Source organism: Mesobacillus sp. AQ2 (assembly GCF_030122805.1).
GTDB classification, from domain to species: domain Bacteria; phylum Bacillota; class Bacilli; order Bacillales; family Cytobacillaceae; genus Mesobacillus; species Mesobacillus oceanisediminis_A.
Map to the genome: position 1 here is coordinate 912,406 of NZ_CP126080.1, position 24,841 is coordinate 937,246.

At 39.0% G+C, this 24,841-nt stretch carries 23 protein-coding genes; 22 read left to right on the forward strand and 1 reads right to left on the reverse strand.

The features are described from left to right. Positions 1-15: 15 nt before the first annotated feature. From QNH36_RS04520 to QNH36_RS04620, 21 genes are all read left to right on the forward strand, one after another. Positions 16-1,221: a glycosyltransferase gene (locus QNH36_RS04520; protein ID WP_283904831.1), complete on the forward strand. Its 1,206-nt coding sequence runs from the start codon at positions 16-18 to the stop codon at positions 1,219-1,221. A gap of 17 nt (positions 1,222-1,238) precedes the next feature. Then, positions 1,239-2,420, forward strand: coding sequence for a glycosyltransferase (locus QNH36_RS04525; protein ID WP_283904832.1), 1,182 nt, complete (start codon positions 1,239-1,241; stop codon positions 2,418-2,420). A gap of 22 nt (positions 2,421-2,442) precedes the next feature. Then, on the forward strand, positions 2,443-3,975 hold the full coding sequence (locus QNH36_RS04530) for an oligosaccharide flippase family protein (protein ID WP_283904833.1): 1,533 nt from the start codon (positions 2,443-2,445) through the stop codon (positions 3,973-3,975). A gap of 34 nt (positions 3,976-4,009) precedes the next feature. Continuing rightward, positions 4,010-4,540 (forward strand): acyltransferase, encoded by a 531-nt coding sequence (locus tag QNH36_RS04535; protein WP_283904834.1) that lies wholly within the window; start codon positions 4,010-4,012, stop codon positions 4,538-4,540. A 14-nt stretch (positions 4,541-4,554) separates the two neighbouring features. Then, positions 4,555-5,271, forward strand: coding sequence for a metallophosphoesterase family protein (locus QNH36_RS04540; RefSeq protein ID WP_283904835.1), 717 nt, complete (start codon positions 4,555-4,557; stop codon positions 5,269-5,271). 28 nt (positions 5,272-5,299) lie between these two features. Further along, positions 5,300-5,749, forward strand: coding sequence for a VanZ family protein (locus tag QNH36_RS04545; RefSeq protein WP_283904836.1), 450 nt, complete (start codon positions 5,300-5,302; stop codon positions 5,747-5,749). Between the two features lie 154 nt (positions 5,750-5,903). Then, positions 5,904-6,122 carry a hypothetical protein gene (locus QNH36_RS04550; protein WP_283904837.1) on the forward strand — a complete coding sequence of 73 codons (219 nt, stop codon included), beginning with the start codon at positions 5,904-5,906 and terminating at the stop codon, positions 6,120-6,122. A 30-nt stretch (positions 6,123-6,152) separates the two neighbouring features. Beyond that, a complete protein-coding gene (locus QNH36_RS04555; RefSeq protein WP_283904838.1) occupies positions 6,153-6,929 on the forward strand; it encodes a hypothetical protein in 777 nt (258 codons plus the stop codon). Further along, positions 6,929-7,189 (forward strand): PqqD family protein, encoded by a 261-nt coding sequence (locus tag QNH36_RS04560; RefSeq protein ID WP_283904839.1) that lies wholly within the window; start codon positions 6,929-6,931, stop codon positions 7,187-7,189. Before QNH36_RS04555 ends, QNH36_RS04560 begins: the two co-directional genes overlap by 1 nt. Further along, complete coding sequence (locus QNH36_RS04565) at positions 7,179-7,670, forward strand: S24/S26 family peptidase (protein WP_283904840.1); 492 nt, start codon at positions 7,179-7,181, stop codon at positions 7,668-7,670. Before QNH36_RS04560 ends, QNH36_RS04565 begins: the two co-directional genes overlap by 11 nt. Continuing rightward, positions 7,646-9,457 (forward strand): ABC transporter ATP-binding protein, encoded by a 1,812-nt coding sequence (locus QNH36_RS04570; protein WP_283904841.1) that lies wholly within the window; start codon positions 7,646-7,648, stop codon positions 9,455-9,457. The genes QNH36_RS04565 and QNH36_RS04570 overlap by 25 nt, the downstream gene beginning before the upstream one ends. 14 nt (positions 9,458-9,471) lie before the next feature. Further along, on the forward strand, positions 9,472-10,464 hold the full coding sequence (locus QNH36_RS04575) for a nucleotidyltransferase family protein (protein WP_283904842.1): 993 nt from the start codon (positions 9,472-9,474) through the stop codon (positions 10,462-10,464). A 31-nt stretch (positions 10,465-10,495) separates the two neighbouring features. Further along, complete coding sequence (locus QNH36_RS04580) at positions 10,496-10,813, forward strand: DUF5658 family protein (protein ID WP_283904843.1); 318 nt, start codon at positions 10,496-10,498, stop codon at positions 10,811-10,813. Between the two features lie 139 nt (positions 10,814-10,952). After that, complete coding sequence (locus QNH36_RS04585) at positions 10,953-12,488, forward strand: SulP family inorganic anion transporter (protein ID WP_283904844.1); 1,536 nt, start codon at positions 10,953-10,955, stop codon at positions 12,486-12,488. A 273-nt stretch (positions 12,489-12,761) separates the two neighbouring features. Beyond that, complete coding sequence (locus tag QNH36_RS04590; protein WP_251544686.1) at positions 12,762-13,787, forward strand: ABC transporter ATP-binding protein; 1,026 nt, start codon at positions 12,762-12,764, stop codon at positions 13,785-13,787. Continuing rightward, positions 13,762-14,550, forward strand: a complete 789-nt coding sequence (locus tag QNH36_RS04595; RefSeq protein WP_144475252.1) for an ABC transporter permease — start codon at positions 13,762-13,764, stop codon at positions 14,548-14,550. The genes QNH36_RS04590 and QNH36_RS04595 overlap by 26 nt, the downstream gene beginning before the upstream one ends. Before the next feature lie 11 nt (positions 14,551-14,561). Then, positions 14,562-15,353 carry an ABC transporter permease gene (locus QNH36_RS04600; RefSeq protein WP_144475251.1) on the forward strand — a complete coding sequence of 264 codons (792 nt, stop codon included), beginning with the start codon at positions 14,562-14,564 and terminating at the stop codon, positions 15,351-15,353. Positions 15,354-15,469: 116 nt separating this feature from the next. After that, positions 15,470-15,826, forward strand: coding sequence for an SCP2 sterol-binding domain-containing protein (locus QNH36_RS04605; RefSeq protein WP_251544684.1), 357 nt, complete (start codon positions 15,470-15,472; stop codon positions 15,824-15,826). 177 nt (positions 15,827-16,003) lie between these two features. Further along, a complete protein-coding gene (locus QNH36_RS04610) occupies positions 16,004-17,230 on the forward strand; it encodes an ATP-binding protein (protein ID WP_251544683.1) in 1,227 nt (408 codons plus the stop codon). Positions 17,231-17,456: 226 nt separating this feature from the next. After that, positions 17,457-18,659 (forward strand): HD-GYP domain-containing protein, encoded by a 1,203-nt coding sequence (locus tag QNH36_RS04615; RefSeq protein WP_251544682.1) that lies wholly within the window; start codon positions 17,457-17,459, stop codon positions 18,657-18,659. A gap of 122 nt (positions 18,660-18,781) precedes the next feature. Beyond that, positions 18,782-19,963: a hypothetical protein gene (locus tag QNH36_RS04620; RefSeq protein ID WP_251544681.1), complete on the forward strand. Its 1,182-nt coding sequence runs from the start codon at positions 18,782-18,784 to the stop codon at positions 19,961-19,963. Between the two features lie 25 nt (positions 19,964-19,988). Here QNH36_RS04620 and QNH36_RS04625 read toward each other — a convergent pair whose 3' ends face one another. Then, complete coding sequence (locus tag QNH36_RS04625) at positions 19,989-21,041, reverse strand: M20 family metallopeptidase (protein ID WP_222125052.1); 1,053 nt, start codon at positions 21,039-21,041, stop codon at positions 19,989-19,991. A 293-nt stretch (positions 21,042-21,334) separates the two neighbouring features. Between QNH36_RS04625 and QNH36_RS04630 the strand changes: the two genes are divergently transcribed. Continuing rightward, positions 21,335-24,805: a bifunctional 2',3'-cyclic-nucleotide 2'-phosphodiesterase/3'-nucleotidase gene (locus tag QNH36_RS04630; protein WP_251544680.1), complete on the forward strand. Its 3,471-nt coding sequence runs from the start codon at positions 21,335-21,337 to the stop codon at positions 24,803-24,805. Positions 24,806-24,841: the final 36 nt, after the last annotated feature.

Sequence of the window (24,841 nt, forward strand, 5' to 3'; positions counted from 1 at the left end):
ATAACCAGAAGTGATGTGATCGAAAAAGTGAAAAAGGATTTGCTTTTTGTAATTGATTCTCTCGAGTGTGCAGGCGCAGAAAAGAGTCTGGTAACTTTATTGTCGTTAATCGATCGTACCAAATATAATGTCGATTTAATGTTATTTGGGCATGGAGGAGCTTTACAACAATTAGTTCCTTCATACGTGAATATACTTGAACCTATACGCTACACAAAGTTTACCGGTATGCCCTTGAAAAGGGCTGTTTGGTATTCAGCAAGGAATTTTAAATATGAAATGTTATTTTCCAGGTTAAGATACACAATAGAACTCAGGAGAAAGAAATATAGTAACGCTCAAAAAGCAAGAGTATTTTGGCAAAGTGCTTCACAGGTAATCGAGGAAAATCCTAAAACCTATGATATTGCAATAAGTTATGCGCAAGGAGTTCCGACGTTTTATGTTGCAGAAAAAGTAAAAGCTACTAAAAAGTTTGCTTGGGTAAATGTTTGTAGTAGCTTAGATGAATTAGAAAAGGAATATCAACAAAATTTCTATCGGCAATATAATGGAATTGTTGCAGTGTCTGACTCGGCAAAAGGGGCTTTTTTAGAAACATTTCGCAACTTTAAAAATAAAACGCAGGTGATCTATGATATCAATAATCCACAAACAATTATAGAAATGGCTAATCTTAACCTAGATATCTTCAACGATGGATTTAAAGGAATCAGGATATTAACTATTGGAAGACTTGCTTACGGAAAAGGCTATGATATCGCTATCACAGCAGGTAAAAAGCTAAAAGAGAAAAGAGTGAAATTTAGATGGTATGTATTGGGAAAAGGACCATTAGAAGAAGAGATAAAACAGTTAATACAAAAAAATAATTTAACTGAGGAGTTTATATTATTAGGAGTAAAAGCAAATCCCTATCCTTATATAAAAAATTCAGATATTTATGTACAAACTTCCAGATTTGAAGGGTTTGGGTTAGCCATTGCAGAAGCAAGGATGCTAAATACTCCGGTTGTTACAACTAAATTTGATGCTGTTTTTAGCCAGATGATTGATCAAAAGAATGGCCTGGTTGTTGAAATGAATGCTGATGCAGTTTGTGAAGGCATTCTTAAGTTAGTTGAGAACCCAGATTTAAGAGAAGAAATTAAAAATTACCTATTAACAGAGAAGAAAGGAAATGTGGAAGAAATCGAAAAATTTTATCGACTAATCAGTTGATGTAGGTGAAACTAAAAATGAAGAAAAAAGTACTATTTATGGTTATTAACATGAATATTGGTGGAACGGAGAAAGCTTTATTAAATCTGATAGATGCAATGCCAGAGGATAGGTATGATATTACCATCTTAATGCTTGAGGAGTATGGCGGTTTTTTAGAGTTTATTCCTAAGAGAGTTAAGGTGATTCAGCTTAGTGGATATGAAAGTATAAAAAGTTTAATGAACAATCCACCAAAACAGATATTGATAAGAACATTAATTAATAAAAGGATAAATGAACTTTTCCAATTATCTTGGTGTTATTTTATATCAGCTATGAAAAAAGATCGAAGCTCCCTGTTTAAATATTTGATGGAAAAAATTTCATTCCATTCAGATGATTATGATGCAGCAATAGCTTATGCTGGTCCAATGGACTTCATAAGCTATTTTATTTTAAGAAAAGTAAGTGCTAAAAAGAAATTTCAATGGATTCATTTTGATGTTACAAAAATAGGCTTCAATCAGAATTTTGCGTTCAATAATTATCCCGAATTCGATAGTATTTATACTGTATCATCGGAAGCAAAAAATAAGTTGGTAAGTATCATACCTAGTTTGACTAATAAAGTGAAGGTTTTTCATAACTTAGTTCCAACAAAGAAAGTGCTCGATGAAGCAAGGATAGGCGAAGGGTTTACAGATGAATTTTATGGAATCAGAATTTTAACAGTGGGAAGATTGAGTAAAGAAAAGGGCCAAGATTTAGCTATCCGAGTAATGGCAAATTTAAAGAAATCTGGACTTAATGTTCGTTGGTACTTAATAGGAGAAGGAAGTTCAAGAAGAGAATATGAAAAACTAATAAATAATTATAACTTAACCCAAGATGTTATATTATTGGGATCAAAAAGTAATCCGTATCCTTTCATGAGACAGTGTGATATTTATGTTCAACCCTCACGGCACGAGGGATATTGTATAACTCTAGCAGAAGCTTTACTATTCAAAACTAATGTTATTGCTACGAATTTTGTGGGTGCAATGGAACAAATTCAATCGAAACAAAGAGGGATAGTTATTAACTTCGAAGAAAGTGAGCTTTATAACGCATTAAAACAGTTGATTCTACACGATCATAGCGAAAAAAAACTTAGCACAATCAATGTTGGAGAAAATAGAGAAGAAATTCAAAAGGTAATAGAAGTTTTTATATAAATAATAATGGTGGGTTAATAAGGTGAAAAATCAATTAAAAGCCGGAGCGATATTATCTTATACTGCATTAATTATTAATAGTTTAATATCCATACTGTATACTCCAATTATGTTGAACTTGCTTGGGCAGTCTGAATACGGTTTATACAGTTTAGCTAATTCAGCGACAGGCTATATTGGGGTTTTAAATTTTGGTTTAGGCAATGCAGTTATAAGATATACAGCAAAGTATAAAGCATTAAATGATGAAGAAAGCTGTTCTAGAATTTATGGAATGTTTTTTCGGATGTATTTCGTCCTGGGTTTGATAGCTCTCCTCGCAGGCTCATTCCTTACTTGGAATTCTGGTACTATCTTCGGAAGTTCCCTAACTGTTCATGAACAGAAAACATTAGAAGTTTTAATGGCTATAGTAACTTTGAATCTATCTTTAGGTATAGGATTAGGGTTATTTAGTGTCATTGTACTTGCACATGAAAAGTTTATTTTTCAAAAGTTAGTCGTCATAGCAGGTTCCATTATTAGTCCTCTTGTGATGCTGCCTTTATTAATTATGGGATATGGCACTGTGGCAATGGTAACCATCACTGCCATTATAAATATAGTCACTATCTTTCTGAATGCGTTTTACTGTTTTAGATTTTTAAGGATAAAAATAAGCTTTAAAAAAGTTGAGAATTCTTTATTTAAAGAAGTCATGTTTTTTTCATCCTATATATTTTTAAATCTAATCATCAGCAAGCTTTATGATACAACAGATCAGGTTCTATTGGGTATATATAGTGGGACAGCAGCTATTTCAATTTATGCAATCGGTACTATGTTCACTGGTTATTTTTCAGGTTTTTCATCAGCAATTTCCAATGTGTTTTTAAGTAAAGTCACCAGGATGACGACGAAAGAAACTTCAGATGAAGAGCTTTCTAATTTGTTTATTCGGATAGGCAGGCTTCAATACATTGTTGTATCTTTTGCTCTAAGTGGTTTTATAGTCTTTGGCAAAGAATTCATTATCCTATGGGTGGGAAAGGATTATGAGCTTTCTTACACAATAGCGATCATCATATTAATCCCAATGATTGTATCTCTATTACAGAGTATGGGAGGGGTTATTCTCCAAGCAAAGAATATGCAAAAATTCAAGACAATAATCAACGCCGCTGTTGCAGTTGGAAATGTATTTTTAAGTATTCTTTTTGTTCAGTGGTGGGGACCTGTTGGAGCAGCAATAGGGACAGCTATTGCTTTTTTTATAGGAAACGTCTTAATAATAAATATTTATTATTGGAAAAAAATCCAGATTAATATTCCGGACTTTTGGAAAAATATTATCCTCATGAGTGTTCCTTTAATAATCAGTTTATTATTCGGATTTACAATAAACGGTAAATTCCCAGTGGATTCCTGGTTGTTATTCGCTATAAAGATATCTATTTTTACATTAGTTTTTTTAATTTTAATGTGGATTACAGCAATGAATCGTTATGAAAAAGAGCTAATCACATTTCCTCTCCACTATTATTTTAAAAAACGGCTTCAAGGTAAGGGTATATAGTGTTGAATAATTCCGCTAATGAGGTGTTTATTTGGTGTCAAAAATTAAAGGGGTTATTTCATCATTTACATGGAACTTTGTCGTTAATGGGATGGCAAAGTCCTTTTTAATTCCTAAAATTGTAAGGTACTACTTATACAAATTATCTGGAATGAGAACAAATTCAAGCAACATAAGGGCAGGTTGCATATTCAGAGGTAAAAGTGTAGTTATAGAAAAAGACGTTTTCATTAATCATAATGTTTTTATTGACGCTTGGGAAACCGTAATCATCAAAGAGAAAGCTGCAATAGCATTTGATGTTTTAATATGTACATCAAGCCACAAAATCGGGCAACCAGGAAAAAGAGCAGGGATATCAGATAGAAAACCAGTAGTAATTGGAAAAGGCTGCTGGGTTGGTGCTAGAGCAACGATACTCCCAGGAGTGGTACTCGGTGATGGGTGCGTTATCGCAGCAGGCGCGGTAGTTAATAAAGATTGTAAACCTAATACCCTTTATGCGGGTGTACCTGCAAAAGAAGTTAAAACTTTGGAAACCATTTATCTAACTGCACAAAACTAAATGGGGGGCAAACCATGCGTATAGCATTTGCAGCTGACATACATGGAAATGCAGTGGCTTTGGAAGAAGTATTAAAGGATATCCAACAAAGAAGTGTTGATAAAATTATTATATTGGGAGATATCTGTTTTAGAGGACCAGAACCACAGCGTTCACTAAACCTAGTTAGACGCCTGCAAACAAGTGTGATTAAAGGTAATGCTGATGAATGGCTAGTAAGAGGAATTAAATTGGGAGAAGTAGCGGAAAATTCCTTGGAGGTGATGAATAAAGAACGAGAATGGACTTTATCTAACTTGGCTAAGGATGATATTCAATATCTACAATGCTTACCAGAAAGTATGAAGCTTGAAATCGAGGGCATCCGAATATGTGCCTTTCATGCAACTCCGCATAGCATGTTTGAAATAGTACCGCCTGATGAAAATGAAGAAAACCTTCTGAAGACAATGATGGTTGAAGAAGCTGATATATATGTATGTGCCCATATCCATAAACCATATATTAAGTTTTTCAAAGGTAAATGTATTATTAATACAGGGAGTGTAGGATTGCCTTTTGATGGGGATAAAAGAGCTTCCTATACAATCATGGAAGTTGATAGTAACTTCTATCAAACTTCCATCATTAAAGTAGGGTATGACGTTAACAATGTAATCAAACAATTTAATGAAACAGATTATCCAAATAAGGATTTAATGATAAGACTTCTGAAGAACGCTAAAACATAAAAAACAAAGTTAAACAAGGGTGGTAAACATGCGGTTGTTTTTCAAAAGCTTATTCTTTATACTTTTAACCATTTGCTATATGGCCTTTATTTGGATTCAATCAAGTTACTTTGATCCTGAAAGTTTAGTGGGTATTTCCAGTTCATTGAGCAGATCTGTTTTTCTGCTTATCGGTGCTGCTTTGGAGTTAGCTCATCTTTTTCAATTTGGCTTGTTGTACTTATGCATTATCCTTGTATTCCTCAGTTTAGGTAGGTTGCGAACCTGGCAAGAGGTAACTGCTGCTGTAATTGCTCTTGGGTACGGAATAGTTGATGAAATACACCAGTTATATGTTCCGTTTCGATCCTTTTCTTTAGGAGACATTGTGAAGGATATAATAGGTATTTTTGTATTTTGGTGGTTGGTGCACCGGAATTATTACTTTAAAAAGAGTTCAAAGTTTGGTCGCTGGTTAAGAAATGTAACATCAATTTAAATAGCATTAAAGAAATTGTCGAAAACATATTCTTTAAAAAGAACAGAGTTTATTGTTATAATAAAATGGCATAAGTAAAGAAGGCGAAGTGCGGAATACGCGCTATTATTTTAGTTTCATTGTTCTTTATAATGAACAAGAGGAGGAACGTGTCATGAAAGAAATTAAAATAAACGAAAGTCCACTAGTTTTAAGTCATCAGCCCATTAGTTTTGAAACTGCACAAAGTTGGAATCCTGGTTGTGGAAGGATTCCACCTAATAATGGTACAGAACCTGGAGGTGGTCATCCCGTAGGTCCGGTTAATCCTGGAAATGGTCATAACAATGGAAAGCATAATGGACACTATAACGGTAATGATCGTTGTAATTAATTTTACTTTAATGATTTCGAGGAGATAGTTATGACAAAAAAGCATGCGTTGTTTGGGAACCTTATAGTTTGTTTTGAGGATAAAACAAACGAACAAGTTTTTTATAGAACTTTTCAAATTTCTCCATCTAATAATGAACTGACAAATTTGAATGTCACAATTCTAGATGGATACGGAGTTCCATTTCAGGATTACTATGTTCAAATCTCCAATGATACCAAGAAAATCTATTTCCGACGCGCAGACTATCTTATAGAAGCAAGTCATGACTATGCAAAAGCTACCATCCACGTCCACGACGAACTAGCCTTAAAACATGCGCTAATGAATCTCTACAGCTCTTACATTGTCTATCACAATTGGGGTTTATTGATTCATTCATCCTGCGCAATCGAGAATGGCAAGGCGCATATCTTCGCTGGTCATTCAGGAGCAGGGAAGTCGACTGCTGCAAGGCTATCGCAACCTCGTAATCTATTATCGGACGAAGCCACAATCGTTAAAATCGAAGAGGATGGGATCACTGTATTTGATTCGCCTTTCCGCAGTGAATTGCAATCCACAGGTTATCAACAGCCAACTCCATTAGCGGGAATAGAGCTTCTGCACCAGGCGGAGATTAACAGTCTGGAAAAGATGAGGAAGCCTGATGCACTATTATCACTGATGGATAAGGTGTTTTACTGGAGCCATGATCCGGCTGAAACGCAGCGGATTATGGGATTATTGCGGATCTTGGTTGAGAAGGTCCCTGTTTATGAACTGTATTTTCGTAAAGATCCTACATTTTGGGAGCTGATTTCATAATGGTTCAATTTATTCAAAAAAATAGTTTTGAGGCAACCCATATTGAGGATGAGTGGATTATTCTGGATACTGATCAATATACGGTCACAAGGCTTAATGACCTGGGGGGATTTTGCTGGCTGAAGCTTCGCGAAGCTCAGACGGTGAAGAGTCTGCACATGGCAATTGACCAGGAATACGGTGCAGAGTGCGAAAATGAAGCTATTGATAAATTTCTATCTGATTTGGAGAAGTGTGGGTTGATTTGTCATGCTATTTGATCTTGAAACAATTCGTTTTTTAAAGGTTGCGATTGAGAAGGATGGCTTTCTTGAATTGCCTGCTCATGGGAACAGCATGTTTCCTCTAATCCAGAGAGGGGATGTATGCAAATTCGTACCATGCAGCCCGGGTTCTTTTGGGAAGGGAGAGATCATTTTATTCCACACCGATCACGGACAATTGATTGCTCACCGGTTTATCCGTTCAGAATCAAATGATGGCTTCCAACATTATCTTTTCAAAGGCGATACAAATCTTGGATATGATTTTCCCGCAACCCCTGAACAACTCATCGGAAAGCTTTCTTCTATTAAAAAGAATAGACACAATCTATCTGTGCATAGTTCCTCAGTTGAACTATGGGCAAAGCTGATCACGACCTTGCCTGTCCTGTCGGGAATCTTGAGGAAGTATCTTAACTGGAAATCTCATTATGCAGAAATGTGGAGTACCTTATGGCGAAAGTTAAACAGCTTATAACGATTGCGAATCAATATTTTTCTATGAAGGATATCCGTAATACCTTTTCGATGTTGAAGCCGTTTTTCCTTAGACATTGGAAGGCTTATTCGGCACTCCTTTTTTTGTTACTGTTCGATATTTTCTTTACCATTGCTTTTGCCTGGTTCTTTGGGAATATTACCGACGCGGCGATCCGCAGTGATTTTGAGGAATTGAAAAGACTGATTCCGATTGGGATTGGGCTTACTGTTCTGAACATCATTTCGAATTTCTGTGATATTTATTTTGAAACGATTGCTTCAAATGGCTTGAAAAAGGATTTGAAAGAACATTTATTCAAGCATATTCTCAGCCTGCCTGCAGGTGTTGCCTCCAACCTTCGTTCCGGCGATCTTCTTTCGTATTTTACCAATGATATTCATAGCATAGATGGTGTCACTGGCAGCAGCTTGATTAATCTAATCCGTCTGCCGCTCACCTATATTGCAGTCCTCATTTATCTCTTCCAAATTAACTGGTTTTTGTCCATGATAAGCATCCTTATCGCTCCGATAGCGATTGTCGCGGGTGCGGGATTTGGCTTGCTGCTGAAACGGAATGGGCGCAAGCTTCATAGTTTGATTGCTCAAATCAACAATACTTTAAGTGAAACTTTCCAGGGCTTCCAAGTTATACGCTCTTTTACGCTGGAGAAGAAGGTCTTTGAAAAATTCACTCGTGAAAACGATGATTATTTCAAATTAGAGCTTGAAAACGCGAAGCTGCAGGGCTGGTATTATTCCGGTGGGTACCTGATTAGTTCTGTTGTTTTTCTTACTTGTCTGTCACTCGGTGCATATTTTGTCTACCAAAAAGAAATGTCGATTGGCTCTTTATTAACCTTTACCAATCTCGTTGGTTATCTTGTTTATCCGCTAACTGGCCTGGCGGGACAATGGGCAGGTTTTCAGAGATCAATTACAGCAATCGAGAGAATCATTGAATTGGTTGAAAAACCAGTAGCATCCTTAGAATTACCAACTAACTTACCGGTAAAACACAGTATGAAATCAATAGAGTTTAAGAATATTACTTTCAGTTACGATGAAAATAAAATGATTTTTTCAAACTTAAGCATGCAAATTCCAACAGGGAAAATGACCGCTCTTGTAGGTCCGAGCGGGGCAGGGAAAACGACGTTATTCAATCTACTTCAAGGTTTTTATCAGCCTCAAGCAGGTCGGATTTTAATAGACGGCATTTCCACAGAAGAAATGACACTGTCAGAATTAAGAAGCTCCATTGCCCATGTGCCACAAGAGACATTTCTATTTGCCGGAACCATCCGTGAAAATCTTTCCTTAGTGAGAGAAGGAATCTTAGAGGAGGAAATGATCGAGGCTGCAAAACAGGCCTGCATCCATGACTTCATAATGGGACTCCCTCAAGGATATGATTCGGAGATTGGTGAACGGGGAATTAAGCTTTCTGGCGGGCAAAAGCAGCGAATCGCTATTGCAAGAGCCATCTTAAAGGATGCCCCAATTCTGCTGCTAGATGAAGCGACCTCTGCTTTGGATAGTCATACTGAATCGGAGGTAAAACAAGCACTTGAACATTTAATGAGAGGAAAGACGACCATTGTGATTGCTCACAGGTTATCCACAATCCAGAATGCTGATCAAATTATTGTGCTGGATGAAGGAGAAGTAGTACAAATGGGTATTCATGAGGAGTTGATTTCAGAAAATGGTCTCTACAGAAAGCTGAATTCATCTGTACTGAAGCCTAAAAAGTCTGAACATCTATACTTGATATCTAAGTGAATGGAGTTATGAACATGATAAATCAATTGATGGCAGCGTTATATATAAATGAAATTGAGTTGCCATGTGATGAAGTCTATTATGAGCAGCTTTTAACAAATCAGGACATAGATTCAATCTCCACTCAGCTCTATCATTTGTTGAAAATACAAGGAAAGCTTGAGCGAGTACCAGACTTTTTCCGCCAATATTTATACGAGCAGTACCTTCAAACCATACAGCTTAATTTATTTGTAAAACACGAAACAACTCAGATTCTCAATGCTTTTGAGGATCGAGGTATGAAAGTCATCACACTAAAGGGTGTCTGCTTCGCGGAATCCTATTTCGGGAGCTTAGGGGCGAGGAAGACATCTGATATAGATCTGTTGGTGAAGACCGATGATGTTGATGCAACCGTAAAATTAGTGAACCAACTAGGTTTTACAGTGGAAGAGGAGAAAATTCCTGGTCATTTTCATTGCAGTTACAGTAAGATGCTTCCTGGATCAAAAATTCCTCTCGTGGTTGAACTGCATTGGGATTTACTGAAGGAGTCAACAGCCCAGTTTAATATAGAAGAATTTTGGCTGGCAGCAAAGCCATTAGGTCAATACTCTTCGGTTAAAGAGTTATCAAGACCCCATGTATTTTACATGATTGTTCTGCATGGATGGCGCCACAATCTTGACTCTCTAAAATACTATTTGGATATTATTCAGATGATTTATTTTTTGAAGGATGATTTAGACTTTGATCTATTAATAAAAATCGCTGAAAGGCACAAAACCAAAAAAAGGATTATCCGGACACTATCCTCCGTATATCAAGAATTTCCTTTCCTGGAATGTATAAAGCCTTTTCCTTATAAATCTAGCAAGAAGTATTTAGATTTTAACAGTAAAAAGGAAGGAAGCAACATTTACCAAAAATATTCAGATTTTATCAATTATCAATATTTTAGTTATGACACTCCAAATCATACGATTAAGGAAATACTTGCTACAATCATTCCGGCCAAGAAATAGTGTTACCAGCGAGATGCATGGGAATAATAATATGAAAAGGAAGGTGATGCACTTGGTCCTGTTATTCTATTGTTTTTCCCTTCTCAATCTCATCGACGCAGTCTTAACAGTTGCCGGAATTGAAAGTTCACTAATAACTGAAGCAAATCCATTGATGGAGATGATCTATTCATTTGGTCTTGGAGTATTCATTGCGCTGAAAGTTCTTCTTTCTGTGGCTTTAGTATTGCTTACACTGTATAAAAAAGTACCAAAATCAAAGCTCGTAAAAGGTCTGACACTATTTGCTGCTGCTAGTTACACTGCTGTCATTGGCTTGCATAGTTTCTGGCTGGTCCGCCTTGCCTGATCAGTCAGACCATATTTTTTAACTCCCCCAATATATACTTCGAAATGTTCACTTCTTTTTACTATTTTCATATTCAATAACGATTTTAACAGGCGTATAATTTTTCTTATAAATGTATAAGAAAGAAGGCGTATTGTACATGTTTCAGACGCTGAAGCGTGAGCTTTTGGCCGGGATTACGGTTTCGGTTGTGGCGCTGCCACTGGCATTGGCTTTTGGGATGCAGGCGACGGGTAATTCTGATGGTGCTATCATTGGTTTGTATGGTGCCATAATCACGGGTTTCTTTGCGGCTTTGTTTGGCGGGACTAAGAGCCAGGTTACGGGTCCGACTGGGCCGATTACAATTATTTTTACAGGGATTGTTGCGACTCAAGGTTTGGAGTATGCGTTCATTGCCGCATTCATGGGCGGGTTATTTCAAATTGTTTTTGGGTTGCTGAAGGCCGGGAATTATTTAAAATTCATTCCGTTACCGGTGGTTAGCGGTTTTATGAACGGGATTGCCATCATCATTATTATGGGGCAGCTGCAGTATGTGACAGGCAGCTTTTTGGTTGTGCTGTTGACGATTGTCTTTATGCTGGTTGCGATGAAATGGATCAAGGTTATCCCGCCAAGTCTGATGGCACTGATTCTGGGTACAGTGGCGGTAATCCTTCTGGAAAAAGTGTTTCCTGCTGTACATTTTACATTGCCATTTATAAACGATTTCATATTCTTTGATAGTGTAGATAGGATTGGCGAAATTCCAAAAGGGCTTCCCCAATTCCATCTGCCAATTACGGACTTAGGCACGATCATTCAATTGATTCCTGCGGCATTAAGTATCGCGGTTCTTGGATCTATAGACTCTTTGCTTACGTCTGTTGTAATGGACAATATGACAGGCACGAAGCACAAGAGCAACAAGGAATTGATCGGCCAGGGGATTGGCAACACGCTTGCTGGTTTGTTTGGTGCGATGCCTGGTGCAGGTGCAACTGTCCGTTCTGTTGTCAATTTGCGCAGTGGTGGCCAAACTGCTCTGTCAGCGATGGTCCACAGCGTCGCCCTGCTACTTTTCATGCTAGTGTTCGGACCGTTTGCTGAGGAGATACCGCTTGCAGTGCTTGCCGGGATATTGATCATGACAGGGATTACGATGTTTGATTATGACAGTTTGAAAATTCTTAAGGACGAGCCGAAAACCGATGCTGCAGTGATGCTGGTGACAATGATCTTAACTGTAGCCATTGACCTGATGGTCGCGGTGGGCGTTGGAATTGTGATGAGCGCGCTGATTTTTATGAAGCGGATGAGCGATGAAGGCTTCAAAATCACCAGTAGGTTTGAAAATAGTTTAAAAGTGTACACGCTCGAAGGACCGCTATATTTTGGTGCGACCGAATTGATCACTAAAACGATTAGTTCGGATAGCAGTGAGGATATCGTGATTGATATCGAAAAAGTCACTATAGTCGATGCTTCGGGAGCATTACTCCTGCTCCAACTTAAAGATCAATTGAAAGAACGTGGCCAGAACCTTTATCTAGTCGGCAACGACCTTGACCTCGGCGGGATCCTTCGCAAGATGAATATATTCCATGAATTTGGCACAACTGGGCATTTTGAAACCATGGAAGAATTAATCACTTTTTTAAAGTTCAATAACAAATTAGTTCACGGTGCCTGAGTAAAATCAGGCACTATTTATTTTTTTATAAAAATATTGCCAATTTTTCCTTTAACAGGTACAATATGAAAGTATTAACTTAAGGAGGCAGTCGAAATGATTGATTTGAATCAAGCAACTAAGACAATTTCATATGTTTTACCTTCGGCCTGCCTGTATTGTGTGTAGTAGCGCTTATTTTTGTCATGAAAAATAACTGCCTAACCATAGACTCAGATGTCTGTGGTTTTTTTGTGCCTGAAAATCGAATGTATGTTCTTGGAGAGTGATAATGTGATTACTGTTGAAAATTTAAAAAAGGAATATAAATTGGTGAAGCGTGACCCTGGTCTTAAGGGTGCGGTGAAGTCGCTTTTTAACCGGAAGTATGAAACGAAGCATGCGGTGAAGGGGATTAATTTTACGATTGAACAGGGTGAGACGGTTGGCTATATTGGCGCGAATGGCGCAGGGAAGTCGACTACGATCAAGATGCTGACGGGAATCCTGACACCGACATCTGGCAAGGTGACAGTGAATGGACTGGTGCCGTATGAAAACCGCCAGAAGAATGCGGTGAATATCGGGGCGGTCTTCGGACAGCGGACGCAGCTGTTCTGGGATATACCGGTTCGTGAATCTTATAATTTGTTAAAACATATTTATGAGATTCCGGAGCAGGAATATCAGGAAACAATCGCGATGTTTACAGGGGTGCTGAACCTGGAACCGTTGCTCAGCATTCCGGTCAGACAGCTTTCCCTTGGGCAAAAAATGCGCTGTGAATTGGCTGCGGCCTTCCTCCACAGGCCAAAAGTTGTTTATCTGGATGAGCCGACGATCGGTCTTGATATTGCGGTAAAAGTGAAAATCAGAAAGTTTATCAAAGAAATGAATCAGCGCTGGGGCACAACAGTGCTGCTGACTACACATGACATGCAGGATATTGAGGAAATCTGCGACCGAATCATCATTATTGATGGCGGTACGATTTTGTACGATGGAGGGCTGGAGCAGATCAAAAAGCAATTCGGGCAAAAGCGCGTGATCCATTTTGAACTGGCTGACAAGGAAAAATTCGTTTTGCCAGATACTCTCAATGGACACGTAGATATTTTACCCAATGAAGAAGAAACGAAGGTCAGTCTGTCTTTTGACCATGAGGCTGTTAAAAGCTCGTTCGTCATTTCAGAGATGATGGGCATGTATGAAATTGGTGATTTGAATATTGCGGATCCTAAGATCGAAACGATCGTAGAGGAGCTATACAACAAGCAGGAACAGGGGGGAGAGCATGAGAAAGTATTGGCAAATAGCTAAAGGACGGATGCAGGAGAATACGGCCTATTCAGCGTGGTACTGGGCCGGGACCGCTTCGGCGGTAATGAGGCTGTTGATTATTTACTTCTTCTGGCAGGCGGTCTACGCTAACCAGACGACGATTGAAAACATCAACCTTGAGACGATGCTGACGTATATCGTCATTGCGATGATGCTTCAGGGATTTGTCGGGGGTGTTGGCAATGAGCTTGCGGAAAATATTAAGGACGGCCAGGTCGCAATCGAATTGATGCGTCCGTACGATATGATTTTTAAACTGTTCGCGGTCGATATTGGCTCGAAAATCATGTATTTGATCCAGGGGACACTGCCGATGGTGCTGATTGCTTACTTCTTTATGGATTTAAGCTTTCCGAAATCACCTGAGACGATCATTTTATTTATCCTCAGTGCACTAGTGGGCATCTGGATCGGTACATTCTTCGATTTCCTTGTCGGTGTGCTTGCGTTCTGGACGGTCAATGTCTGGGGTGTGAGAGTGCTGAAGGAATCATTGATTACGTTTTTCTCCGGGGCGCTGGTTCCAATCACGCTTTTCCCGGATTGGCTGAGAACCATTACAGAATTCCTGCCGTTCCAGGCGATGGTCTATCTTCCGGTTTCGATTTACTCAGGCCTCATTAGCGGGACGGACGCTTATATGGCACTGGGCGTCCAGTTATTTTGGCTCGTGTCTTTATATGTTTTGGTAAGGGTAATCTGGTCGCAGGCGATTAAACAGATTACGATTTTTGGAGGTTAGGAGGCGATTATATGCGCCGTTATACGAGATTATATTGGGAGTTTGCGAAGAGCCATATGAAGGTGATGATGGAGTACCGAATTGACTTTTTGATCGGTGTCGCCTCAGTGATGCTCGAGCAGTTCGCTTCGATCTTTTTTGTAAAAGTAGTGTTTGACCACATTGAACAGATTAATGGCTGGTCGTTTTATGAGATATTGTTCATATACGGAATAGCGGCAACAGGCCGGTCGATCCATCAGATTTTCTTTGATAATTTATGGACGCTTGGCTGGCAGTATATAAGACCGGGGAAACTCGACCGTCTGCTGATCAGGCCGGTCAATCCACTATTCCATGTCGTGGCAGATCGTCTGCATCAGGATGGCTTTGGCCAGCTGATCATCGGGTTGATCATTCTCGGAACAGCGATTCCACAGCTTGACCTTGTTTGGGGAGCGACAGAAATTGCCATGCTGGTCATCATGATCATCTCTTCTGGGTTGATTTTCGTGGCGATTAATTTATTTTTCGCGACTTTCAGCTTCTGGATGATCGATAGTCTTCCTATTGTATGGGCCGTCTTCAACCTGAGCGACTTTGCGAGATATCCGCTGACGATCTATCATAAGGGTATCCGCATGTTCCTGACATGGATTATTCCATACGGGTTCACCGCATTTTTTCCGGCGGCTTATTTTATCGATAAGTCAGGCTATAAAGAATTCGCACTATGGACCCCGGTTGCTGCGGTTGTTTGCTGTGTGATTGCCTATGCTTTTTGGAATAGAGGGCTTAAAGCCTTTGCAAGTACGGGTAGTTAAGTTGAAGGCAACCCGATGAATGTAGGGGATTTTCTTTTAACACTGCCATTGTCGTATTGCCCCTTGGGAGTTCAGTCGGATATGATGAAAAAAATAGATTGATAGGGGTGGCGAGGATGTTGGAAAGCAAGTCGGTCAGAGAAGTATGGCAGGAAATCGAGAAGGTCATGAATGAAAGACCAGAGCCAATACTAAAAATGAAGGCTGTATATCAGTATGACATAACAGGAGATGACAGCGGAACATTCCAATTGCTGATCTCTTACGGAACGGCACATGTTGTCGAAGGAACAGAAGCAGCTCCAGATTGCACCCTTAAGCTGTCAGATCAAAACTTCAAGAAAATGATCATGGGCAAGCTGAATGGAACAGCCGCCTTCATGACAGGGAAACTCAAAATCCAGGGCAGCATGGGACTCGCGCTTAAACTAGAAGGAATCCTAAATGAATACAATCTGAGCGAAACAGCATAAAACAGGATGGACCAGGCAATTAATCGCCTGGTCCACATTTATTCTATAAAAGATTCCTTTCAATCTATAAAAAATATTTATTAAAAAATCTTCTGCCAAATTAGACAAAAAGTAACAAGATATGACACATCCTGCTATAATAAGGCTATCAAGTTTTAAGATTTAAGGAGATTCCGTATGGAACCATTCAAAAAAAATTCGGTTTTAGTTTATGAAGAAGTAAAAGCAGTTAAGTTCTTTTTGTGGACTTTTTATATTATATTAGTTCCTTATGATTTTATTTATTATTATTTAATCCCATACTTAACTAAAGAAGAAATAGGTTTACCTCTAGGGGGAATGGGTTTTCTATATCATGTATTCTTATTTGCGCTGATTCCTTTAGCAAGATACTTAGTAAAAATAGGTCAACCCGAAAAAATAAAATATATTTACTTTATATCTTTTACATTAATAGATGCTATTAACAATTTCTTGATTTATTGGGGAACAGAAAAAGAGTTTAATAGTGGACATATTCTAGAAATTTATTTTATCTTGTTTTCTCCAATTTTTGTAAGCAGTCGTTTCTTCTGGATTATTAGCGTGGGTATTTTTTTGAAATATCTACTATCTGGGTTGATTTTCCAAACTACTGAAGTTTTAGTGGCAAATGCATTAATTATTTTCATAGCTGCTATTGCATGGATTTTGCTTAATCGTTTCCAATCTTATGTTAATGCAATTACTTCTATTTATGAAGATTTACGACAAAAAGAAAAGCTGGCTGTTATTGGACAAATGGCTACTGCGATTGCGCATGAAATAAAAAACCCTTTATCTTCTTTGAAGGGGTTTACGCAACTACAGCAAGAAAAGGATAAGGGTGATGAACAATATTATCCTATCATGCTAAATGAAATTGATCGGATAAATGCTATTGTAAATGATCTGCTGATTCTGGGAAAGCCAAATACTGCAGTCAAAACGCCGAAAAAATTAATCGATATAATTGAGTATGTTATTTCTGTTATTGACCCGCATGCCCAGAGGAAAGAAATCTACATTGAATATGATGTAGATCAATCCGCTATGCTGTTATGCGACGAAAATCAAATGAAACAGGTTTTTATCAACTTAATCAAAAATGCGATGGAAGCGATGCCTAATGGAGGAACTATAATAACTCATGGTAAAGTTGAAAATGATAAAGTGTTTGTCTCTGTTAAGGATGAAGGGTGCGGAATCCCTCCTGAGACACTCGCTAAATTGGGAGAACCATTTTATACAACCAAGCAAAATGGACATGGATTAGGTTTGATGGTCACTAAAAAAATCATTGAAGAACATGATGGGAAATTTAATATTTCAAGTGAAATTGGAAAAGGTACGATTATTACGATCCAATTGCCCGTTTCCAGTTAATACATTAAATTAAAATGAAAAATAACCCAATAAATAAACCAAAAGGACTATTTTACCAAATAGTTCTTTTGGTTTATAATGGAGAAAATTGTCGAATTGTGAAAAAATGATGTAGGCTAAATTATTCATTTTTTTATTATTTCATTTAAAGTATTAATTTTATACAAAATAATGGCGATATGAAGGGAAAATTGACTAGGTACTTTTAAGAAAACGAGGTATTATAATGCAAAATTCATTTAAAGATCCATCTTTGCACCACGAGGAAAAAAGAGCGATTAAGTGGTTCTTGGCTTTGTTTTATATTTCCTTTATCTCTTTTGATATTTTTTATTTTTATTTTTACCCTAAGTTAGTATTGAATCAGTCCGTGGATTTTTTTGGTGATTCTAGATATTACTATTATTGTTTAATAGTATTGATGTTGCCGATTGTATATTTCATGGCAAAAAAAGGATATATATCTACAATTAAATATTTTTTCTTTATAAGTTATTCGTTATTAACTATTATGTATGATTCAATTACTTATTACGGAAGTGATTTGGAATATAAAAGCGGAAATATCGTAGAAGTAATCTTAATATTATTTGCTCCAATTTTCGTTAATTCTATTTTCTTTTGGACGGTTTCTATTGGAACCATAGTGAAATACGCTTTTTTAGGAATTTTACTTGAAACCTCGTCAGTGTTGTTTCCTATAGCATTGATTTTACTTCTTTCATTAATTGGTTTTATTATCTTAAAACGTTTTAAAAGCTATATTGAAGCAATAAAAACCTCTTATGACAATCAACTTTCCGGGATTGTTAAGGGTGTAATTGCTACAATTGAACTTAAGGATCCGTATACGAAAGGCCATAGTGAAAGAGTTGCATACTATGCAAAATCTCTAGCAGAAGTAACTGGGAATTATTCTAAAGATGAACTCAGATCTTTTACATACGCATGTTTACTGCATGATATAGGGAAAGTGAACATTCCAGATTCGATACTAATGAAACCTGGAAAACTATCTAAAGAAGAATATGAAATTATAAAAACACACCCAGAAGTTGGTGCTGATGCAATTAATAAGGTAAGAGGACTATCGGGGAGTATTGATATTATTAAATCACATCATGAAAGATGGGATGGTAAAGGGTACCCTGAACAATTAAAAGGTACAGAAATACCTTATTTGGCAAGAGTTGTATCTATTGCAGATGCATTTGATGCAATGACCTCATCACGATCTTATAGGTCAGCTATGCCGGTTGAAGAAGCGTATAAAAGAATATTAGAAGGTAAGGGTACACAATTTGACCCAGAATTAGTAGAACTATTTGAAAAGGTTTTTCCAAAATGGATTTCATTCCATGAACGGTATGAATGGCTAGAACCCCTTCCTATTCAAAGCATTGAGAGAATAAAGGAGGTGACAAAATGAAAATCCGTAAATTAAATAAAATCAAAACTACATGCTGGTGGTGCGCATACTGGCCGGGCTGATCAATAGGGAGGGGATGTTGGCTAATAGCCGCATCCCTATATATTTAAATAGGTGATTATATGAATCTTACTGCTAGCTCAAAAGTATCCCTTCGTCCTATAATTATTCGTAAAGATACTAAACACTTTATTGTTGAAGATATCAGTAGTACAGATTACTACGAAATGCCAAGAATTTGCATTGATGCTATTGAATTGATTAATCAAAATAAGGCACTTGGCGATATCGAAAAAATATTAAATTCTAAATATCCTGGAGAAGGTGTAAATATATATGATTTTGTATCACAACTTATCAATCTAGATTTGGTAAGGGAGTTGAACGGTGAATCAATACCTAGGACGAGTGCAGAAATAAAAACTTATCAAAGCTTTTCATGGATACCACCTAAGTTAGGTCAATTCTTCTTCAATTCTGTAAGTTCAAAGGGTTATCTTGTTTTCCTTTTGATAAGTATTGGACTGATGCTATCCAAGCCAACACTCTTTCCACGCTATTCGGATCTTTTTATCTTTGACATAATGATTAAAAACATTGTGGTATTACTGGTGATTACATTTGTTCTCGTCCTCCTCCACGAATTCGGTCATGTCCTAGCGGTCAGGTCAGAAGGTCTACCCGCAAAGATAGAAATCGGACATCGGCTCTTTTTAGTGGTTTTGGAAACGGACATGTCACAGGTCTGGAAGCTGCCGGCTGAAAAGCGCAATAAGCTTTACCTTGCAGGGATGTATTTTGATTCTGTTGTGTTATTCTTTGCGTTGCTGGCCCAAATGTTTACAAGTGAAGGTTCGCTCATCATGGGTTTATTGAAGCTGGTGGTGCTGGATACATTCATACGCCTGGTGTATCAGGCTGCTGTTTTTATGAAAACGGATCTTTATTATGTGATTGAAAATAAAACGGGTTGTTATAACTTGATGGAAAATGGGCGAAACTTTCTGGCGCGGTGGCTGCCATTTTTGCGGGTGCCGCAGACGGAAACCTTCGACGGTGAGGAAAGGCTTGTCCGTACATATGCGGGTTTCTACCTGGCCGGAGTCCTCTTAACCATCGCCATAACCGCCTATTATTACATCCCGCAAATGATTTTCGCGGTGAAAGAAATGATGGTTCCTGGTTTTACAGAGCCAATGACCAGCATACGTTTTTGGGATTCGGTTGTCTTTTTGCTGCAAATTGTTTTGGTTTTAGGGTTATTGTTTTATTCTTGGACAAAGAAATATCGATTTAGCAGATAAAAAGACAGCCGGGTGGCTGTCTTTTTTAGTAGGATTTTACATAATCAATTAAAATCTCTTTATACTTTTCCACCGATTCCAGCAATACAAATTCATCGTCACCGTGCCAGTTCGCACCACTTGGCCCGAACTCGATTGCCGGGATTCCATGGGCTGCGAAAAATTGGGTGTCTGCTGCTCCGTGCTGGCCAAATAGAATGGCTTCACCATCGATATGCTTTTCCACGACGGGTTTTAACTGGGTGATGAATGGATCGTCTGGTTTCGTCGCGACTGGGATACCTTTTAATCCAACAGTAACTTTACCATCGGAAATGCTCTCGATCTGCTGAATGATGGTATCAGGTTTTTGTCCCGGAAGATAACGGATATCAAGGGACATGATACACCGATCCGGCACTTTATTGAAAACTTCACCGCCTGAGATGATGGCAAGATTAATAGACGGCGATTGATAAAACTCCGAGCTTTCTTTGGTAAAAGGCAATTCCAGCAGTTTTTCGTAAACCTGATAGGTTTTGACGATTGCGTTCTCGCCTTCCCACGGACGGCTGCCATGAGCAGATTTCCCTGTTACTTCCACTTCAAGTCTTAAGACGCCTTTTGCCTGCAAGGCAATCCCGAGCTGTGTCGGTTCTGAGGCGATCACGAAATCTCCGCGATAGCCATTTTCGACAAGGTAGCCTGTACAATTTTGGCCGCCAATTTCTTCATCAGAGACAATCTGCAGCTGGATTTTCACACCAGGTTTTTGATCCCGTAATTCCTTCATGGCGAACATCATCGCGGCAACGCCGGCCTTCATATCGGCTGAGCCTCTGGCATAAATTTTGCCATCCTTCTCAACGGGGACGAACTGCTCCTTTTTCCCGCTGACAACATCTACATGGCCATTCCAAACAATCGTTTTATCGCCTTCGCCAATCTCGCATACGAGCATTTTGTACCCATTATTCTCGATTAAACTTGGCTTCAATTCTTGCTCAATCAGCCATTGTCTGCAAAACTCGACCGCCTGATTGGCCCCTTCCATGGTGGAGCTGTCAATCAGGATCAATTCTTTCAATAATTCCTTCACTTTATCAACACTCCTTGAAAAGGTTCTACCTATACATTACCACTCTATGATTGTTTCAATCTTATAAATCAATTGTAGTCCTTTTGGCGGAAAAATGGATAATTATACTATTCGCAATTACTGACATATATCGAGGGGTTTCTGCAAAAACAAGTAAAAATTACCTATTAAATAGCTCGAATTTTACAAAAAGTTTAGAAAAGTCAGGTCTATCAGTCCATTTCCTTCTACATGAATCCTACTATAATTAAACTCGTATGTTACCAAATTAATTATTAAGGAGATGGATTTTCTTGAAGAAGCCTTTGCGCCAGCTAGGAAAAACTGTCGTTGCTACGACAATGGCATTGTCAGTATTGGCAGGACCTGTTTCTTATAAGTCATTTGCGGCAGGTAAGCCTGATAAAGCAGGAAAACATGAAGTACAACTGCGAATCATGGGGACTACTGATATTCATACACATTTATATAACTATGATTATTACAAAGATGCACCAACGAACGAATTCGGCCTGGCCAAGACGGCTACCCTGATCAAGCAGGCAAGGGCGGAAAAAGAAGGAAAGAACAATCTCCTTTTTGATAACGGAGATTTGATCCAGGGAAATCCGCTTGGCGACTATAAAGCCAAGGTTGATGTACTGGAAGACGGTGAAATGCATCCGGTCTTTGAAGCTATGGAACTATTGGATTATGATGCGGCTACAGTCGGCAACCATGAATTCAACTACGGGTTGGATTACCTTGACGAAGTGCTGGACGATGCGCCAATGCCATATGTCAATGCAAACGTATTCAAGGATGATGGCGACGATAATCCAGACAATGATGAAAACTACTTTAAGCCATATACGATTTTCAACAAGAAAGTCACCGATAATAACGGCAAGACACAGGTGCTCAAGGTTGGTGTTGTCGGTGCTGTAACACCGCAAATCCTGCAATGGGATAAAGCAAATCTCGATGGCAAGGTGATTACAAAGGACATCGTAAAATCAGTTGAAGCACAAATTCCGAAAATGAAGGAAGAAGGCGCTGACATCATCATCGCGCTATCCCACTCTGGAATTGGCGATGAAAAAGTTGTGGAAATGGAAGAGAACGCTGCATACGACCTGTCACTGGTTGACGGCATTGATGCGATCATCACTGGTCACAACCACTTAACATTCCCTGGCAGCTTTACGGACTTGCCTGGAGTGGACCCTGACAATGGCACGATCAACGGTGTACCTGTTGTCATGGCAGGAAACTGGGGCAACCAGCTTGGCGTTATGGACATAACAATTGCCAAGGAAAAAGGAAAATGGAATGTTAAAAATTCTAAGTCCGAGTTAAGAGCGATTTACGATAAAGGAACAAAGACTCCATTAGTTGAGGCTGACAAAGAGATTTTAGAAGCTGTAAAAGAGGACCATGAAGGAACTGTCAATTATGTCCGCCAGCCTGTTGGGGAAACTGCTGCCGACATCAACAGTTACTTCGCGCTTGTACAAGATGACCCATCAATCCAGATCGTAACGAACGCACAAAAATGGTATGTGGAAAAGCAGGTAAAAGGAACGTCTGATGAAAATCTGCCAATCCTATCCGCGGGTGCTCCATTCAAGTCTGGAAGAGGCGGTGTGAGTGATTACACTTATATTCCAAAAGGAACGATTGCAATCAAGAACGTGGCAGATCTTTATTTGTACCCAAATACAGTTTCCACAATCAAAATCAAAGGCAGCGATGTAAAAGAATGGCTTGAAATGTCTGCTGGACAATTCAATCAGATTGATGAGAACATCACAACAGAACAGCCGTTAATCAATCCGAAGTTCCCGGTTTATAACTATGATGTCATTGATGGTGTTACTTATGAAATCGATGTGACAGAGCCGGCTAAGTACGATGATAAGGGCAATCTGGTTGATGCTGGGGCAAACCGTATCAAAAACCTTCAATATAATGGACAGCCAATCGACCTTGAGCAAGAGTTTCTTGTTGTAACAAACAACTATCGTGCTACGGGATCATTCCCTGGCGTGGTAAACCAGACAGCAGTAGAAATGTATCCAGATGAGAACCGCCAGGCGATCATCGATTATATCCGTGAAGTTGGTACAATCGATCCATCAGCTGATAACAACTGGAGCTTTGCAGGGGTAAGCAAAGATTTGAATGTTACTTTCAACTCAACTCCTGATGCGCAAAATGCATTGCCAGAGAGTGGTTTGATTAACTATGCAGGTGAGGCTGCAAATGGATTTGCTAAATACCAGCTTCATTTGCCAATCGGCCTTCAGCTTTTAGGAATCAATGATTTCCATGGACAGCTGGACACTTACAATTCTAAAATCAATGCGGGCGGTGTTGATTACCTTGCTGCATATTTGAAAGAACGTGAAGCGACAAATCCTAACACATTGATGCTTCATGCTGGCGATGCTGTAGGAGCAAGCTCCCCGGTTTCAGCGTTGCTTCAGGACGAGCCAACGATCAAGATTTTGAACAAGATTGGTTTTGACGCTGGTACTGTAGGCAACCATGAATTTGATGAAGGCGTAGAAGAAATGCTGCGCTTAATCGATGGTGGAAGCCATCCAAAAACAGTGGATAAGTACGGTGAATTCGAAGGCGCTGACTTCCCATATCTTGCCGCTAACCTTGTTTACAAAGAGACTGGTGAAAATGTTTTAGATCCATATACTGTGATCGATGTGAACGGAATTCCAGTCGGAATAATCGGAGTAGCATTATCTGACACTCCAAGCATTGTTATCCCTAGTGCTGTCACAGATGTAAAGTTCACAGACGAAGCGGAAGCGATCAACCGCTATACTGAGGAGTTAAAAGCTCAGGGTGTAGAAACAATTGTTGTATTAGCACATAACCCATCAACCTCTAAACCAGATGGATCAAACGCTGGAGAAGAACTTGTTGAGATCGCTCAAAATGTGGATGATGAAGTAGATGTGTTAATGGGCGGGCATAATCATGCTTTCACGAACACTAAAGTAGATGGCAAGATTGTTGTCCAGTCTTATTCTTCAGGTACTGCTTTTTCTGATGTAGACTTACTGATCAACCCTGTTACAAAGGATGTCATGGTTGGCAAGTCTGAAATCGTGACGACATACCGTGACAAAATCCAGCCGGATGCTGAAATCAAAGCGATGCTGGATAGCTATGTAGCTGATGTCGCACCGATTCTGAATGAAGTAATTGGAACAACACCTTCTTATATTAGCCGTGATACAAGTGCTGCTGGTGAATCTGCTATGGGCAACCTGGTAGCTGATTCTATGCGCTGGCAGACAGGCACTGATTTTGCCTTCATGAACTCTGGCGGAGTCCGTGCTGACATCGACGCCGGCGACATCACATGGAAGGAAGCTTTTACCGTCCAGCCATTCGGAAATGATCTTGTGAAAATGAACGTGACTGGTGAAGTCATTAAAACATTGCTTGAGCAGCAATGGGGCAGCAAAGTCCGTATCATGCCTATTTCCGGTCTGAAGGTAGCTTATGATGATTCAAGAGCTGCGGGAGACCGCATTGTGTCGATCACGAAGAATGATGGCACACCTGTTGAAATGGATAAAACTTACTCGATCACCGTCAACAACTACATGGCAGGCGGCGGGGATGGTTATGCAATACTGGCAACAATCACTGATAAGACAATCGATGTAGTAGATTTGGATGCATTGGTCAACTATATTAAGGCACATGGTGAAGTAAATCCTCAAATCGAGGGCCGTGTAACAAAATTAAATTAATAGTTTAGAAGGGGAGCACACCATTGTGCTCTCCTT

Coding starts and splice junctions, on each gene's coding strand:
- QNH36_RS04610 (WP_251544683.1), top strand. CDS start 16,004: ATGGAACCATTCAAAAAAAATTCGGTTTTAGTTTATGAAGAAGTAAAA.
- QNH36_RS04565 (WP_283904840.1), top strand. CDS start 7,179: ATGCTATTTGATCTTGAAACAATTCGTTTTTTAAAGGTTGCGATTGAG.
- QNH36_RS04540 (WP_283904835.1), top strand. CDS start 4,555: ATGCGTATAGCATTTGCAGCTGACATACATGGAAATGCAGTGGCTTTG.
- QNH36_RS04620 (WP_251544681.1), top strand. CDS start 18,782: ATGAATCTTACTGCTAGCTCAAAAGTATCCCTTCGTCCTATAATTATT.
- QNH36_RS04555 (WP_283904838.1), top strand. CDS start 6,153: ATGACAAAAAAGCATGCGTTGTTTGGGAACCTTATAGTTTGTTTTGAG.
- QNH36_RS04570 (WP_283904841.1), top strand. CDS start 7,646: ATGGCGAAAGTTAAACAGCTTATAACGATTGCGAATCAATATTTTTCT.
- QNH36_RS04575 (WP_283904842.1), top strand. CDS start 9,472: ATGATAAATCAATTGATGGCAGCGTTATATATAAATGAAATTGAGTTG.
- QNH36_RS04585 (WP_283904844.1), top strand. CDS start 10,953: ATGTTTCAGACGCTGAAGCGTGAGCTTTTGGCCGGGATTACGGTTTCG.
- QNH36_RS04525 (WP_283904832.1), top strand. CDS start 1,239: ATGAAGAAAAAAGTACTATTTATGGTTATTAACATGAATATTGGTGGA.
- QNH36_RS04580 (WP_283904843.1), top strand. CDS start 10,496: ATGAAAAGGAAGGTGATGCACTTGGTCCTGTTATTCTATTGTTTTTCC.
- QNH36_RS04550 (WP_283904837.1), top strand. CDS start 5,904: ATGAAAGAAATTAAAATAAACGAAAGTCCACTAGTTTTAAGTCATCAG.
- QNH36_RS04545 (WP_283904836.1), top strand. CDS start 5,300: ATGCGGTTGTTTTTCAAAAGCTTATTCTTTATACTTTTAACCATTTGC.
- QNH36_RS04595 (WP_144475252.1), top strand. CDS start 13,762: ATGAGAAAGTATTGGCAAATAGCTAAAGGACGGATGCAGGAGAATACG.
- QNH36_RS04615 (WP_251544682.1), top strand. CDS start 17,457: ATGCAAAATTCATTTAAAGATCCATCTTTGCACCACGAGGAAAAAAGA.
- QNH36_RS04605 (WP_251544684.1), top strand. CDS start 15,470: ATGTTGGAAAGCAAGTCGGTCAGAGAAGTATGGCAGGAAATCGAGAAG.
- QNH36_RS04600 (WP_144475251.1), top strand. CDS start 14,562: ATGCGCCGTTATACGAGATTATATTGGGAGTTTGCGAAGAGCCATATG.
- QNH36_RS04560 (WP_283904839.1), top strand. CDS start 6,929: ATGGTTCAATTTATTCAAAAAAATAGTTTTGAGGCAACCCATATTGAG.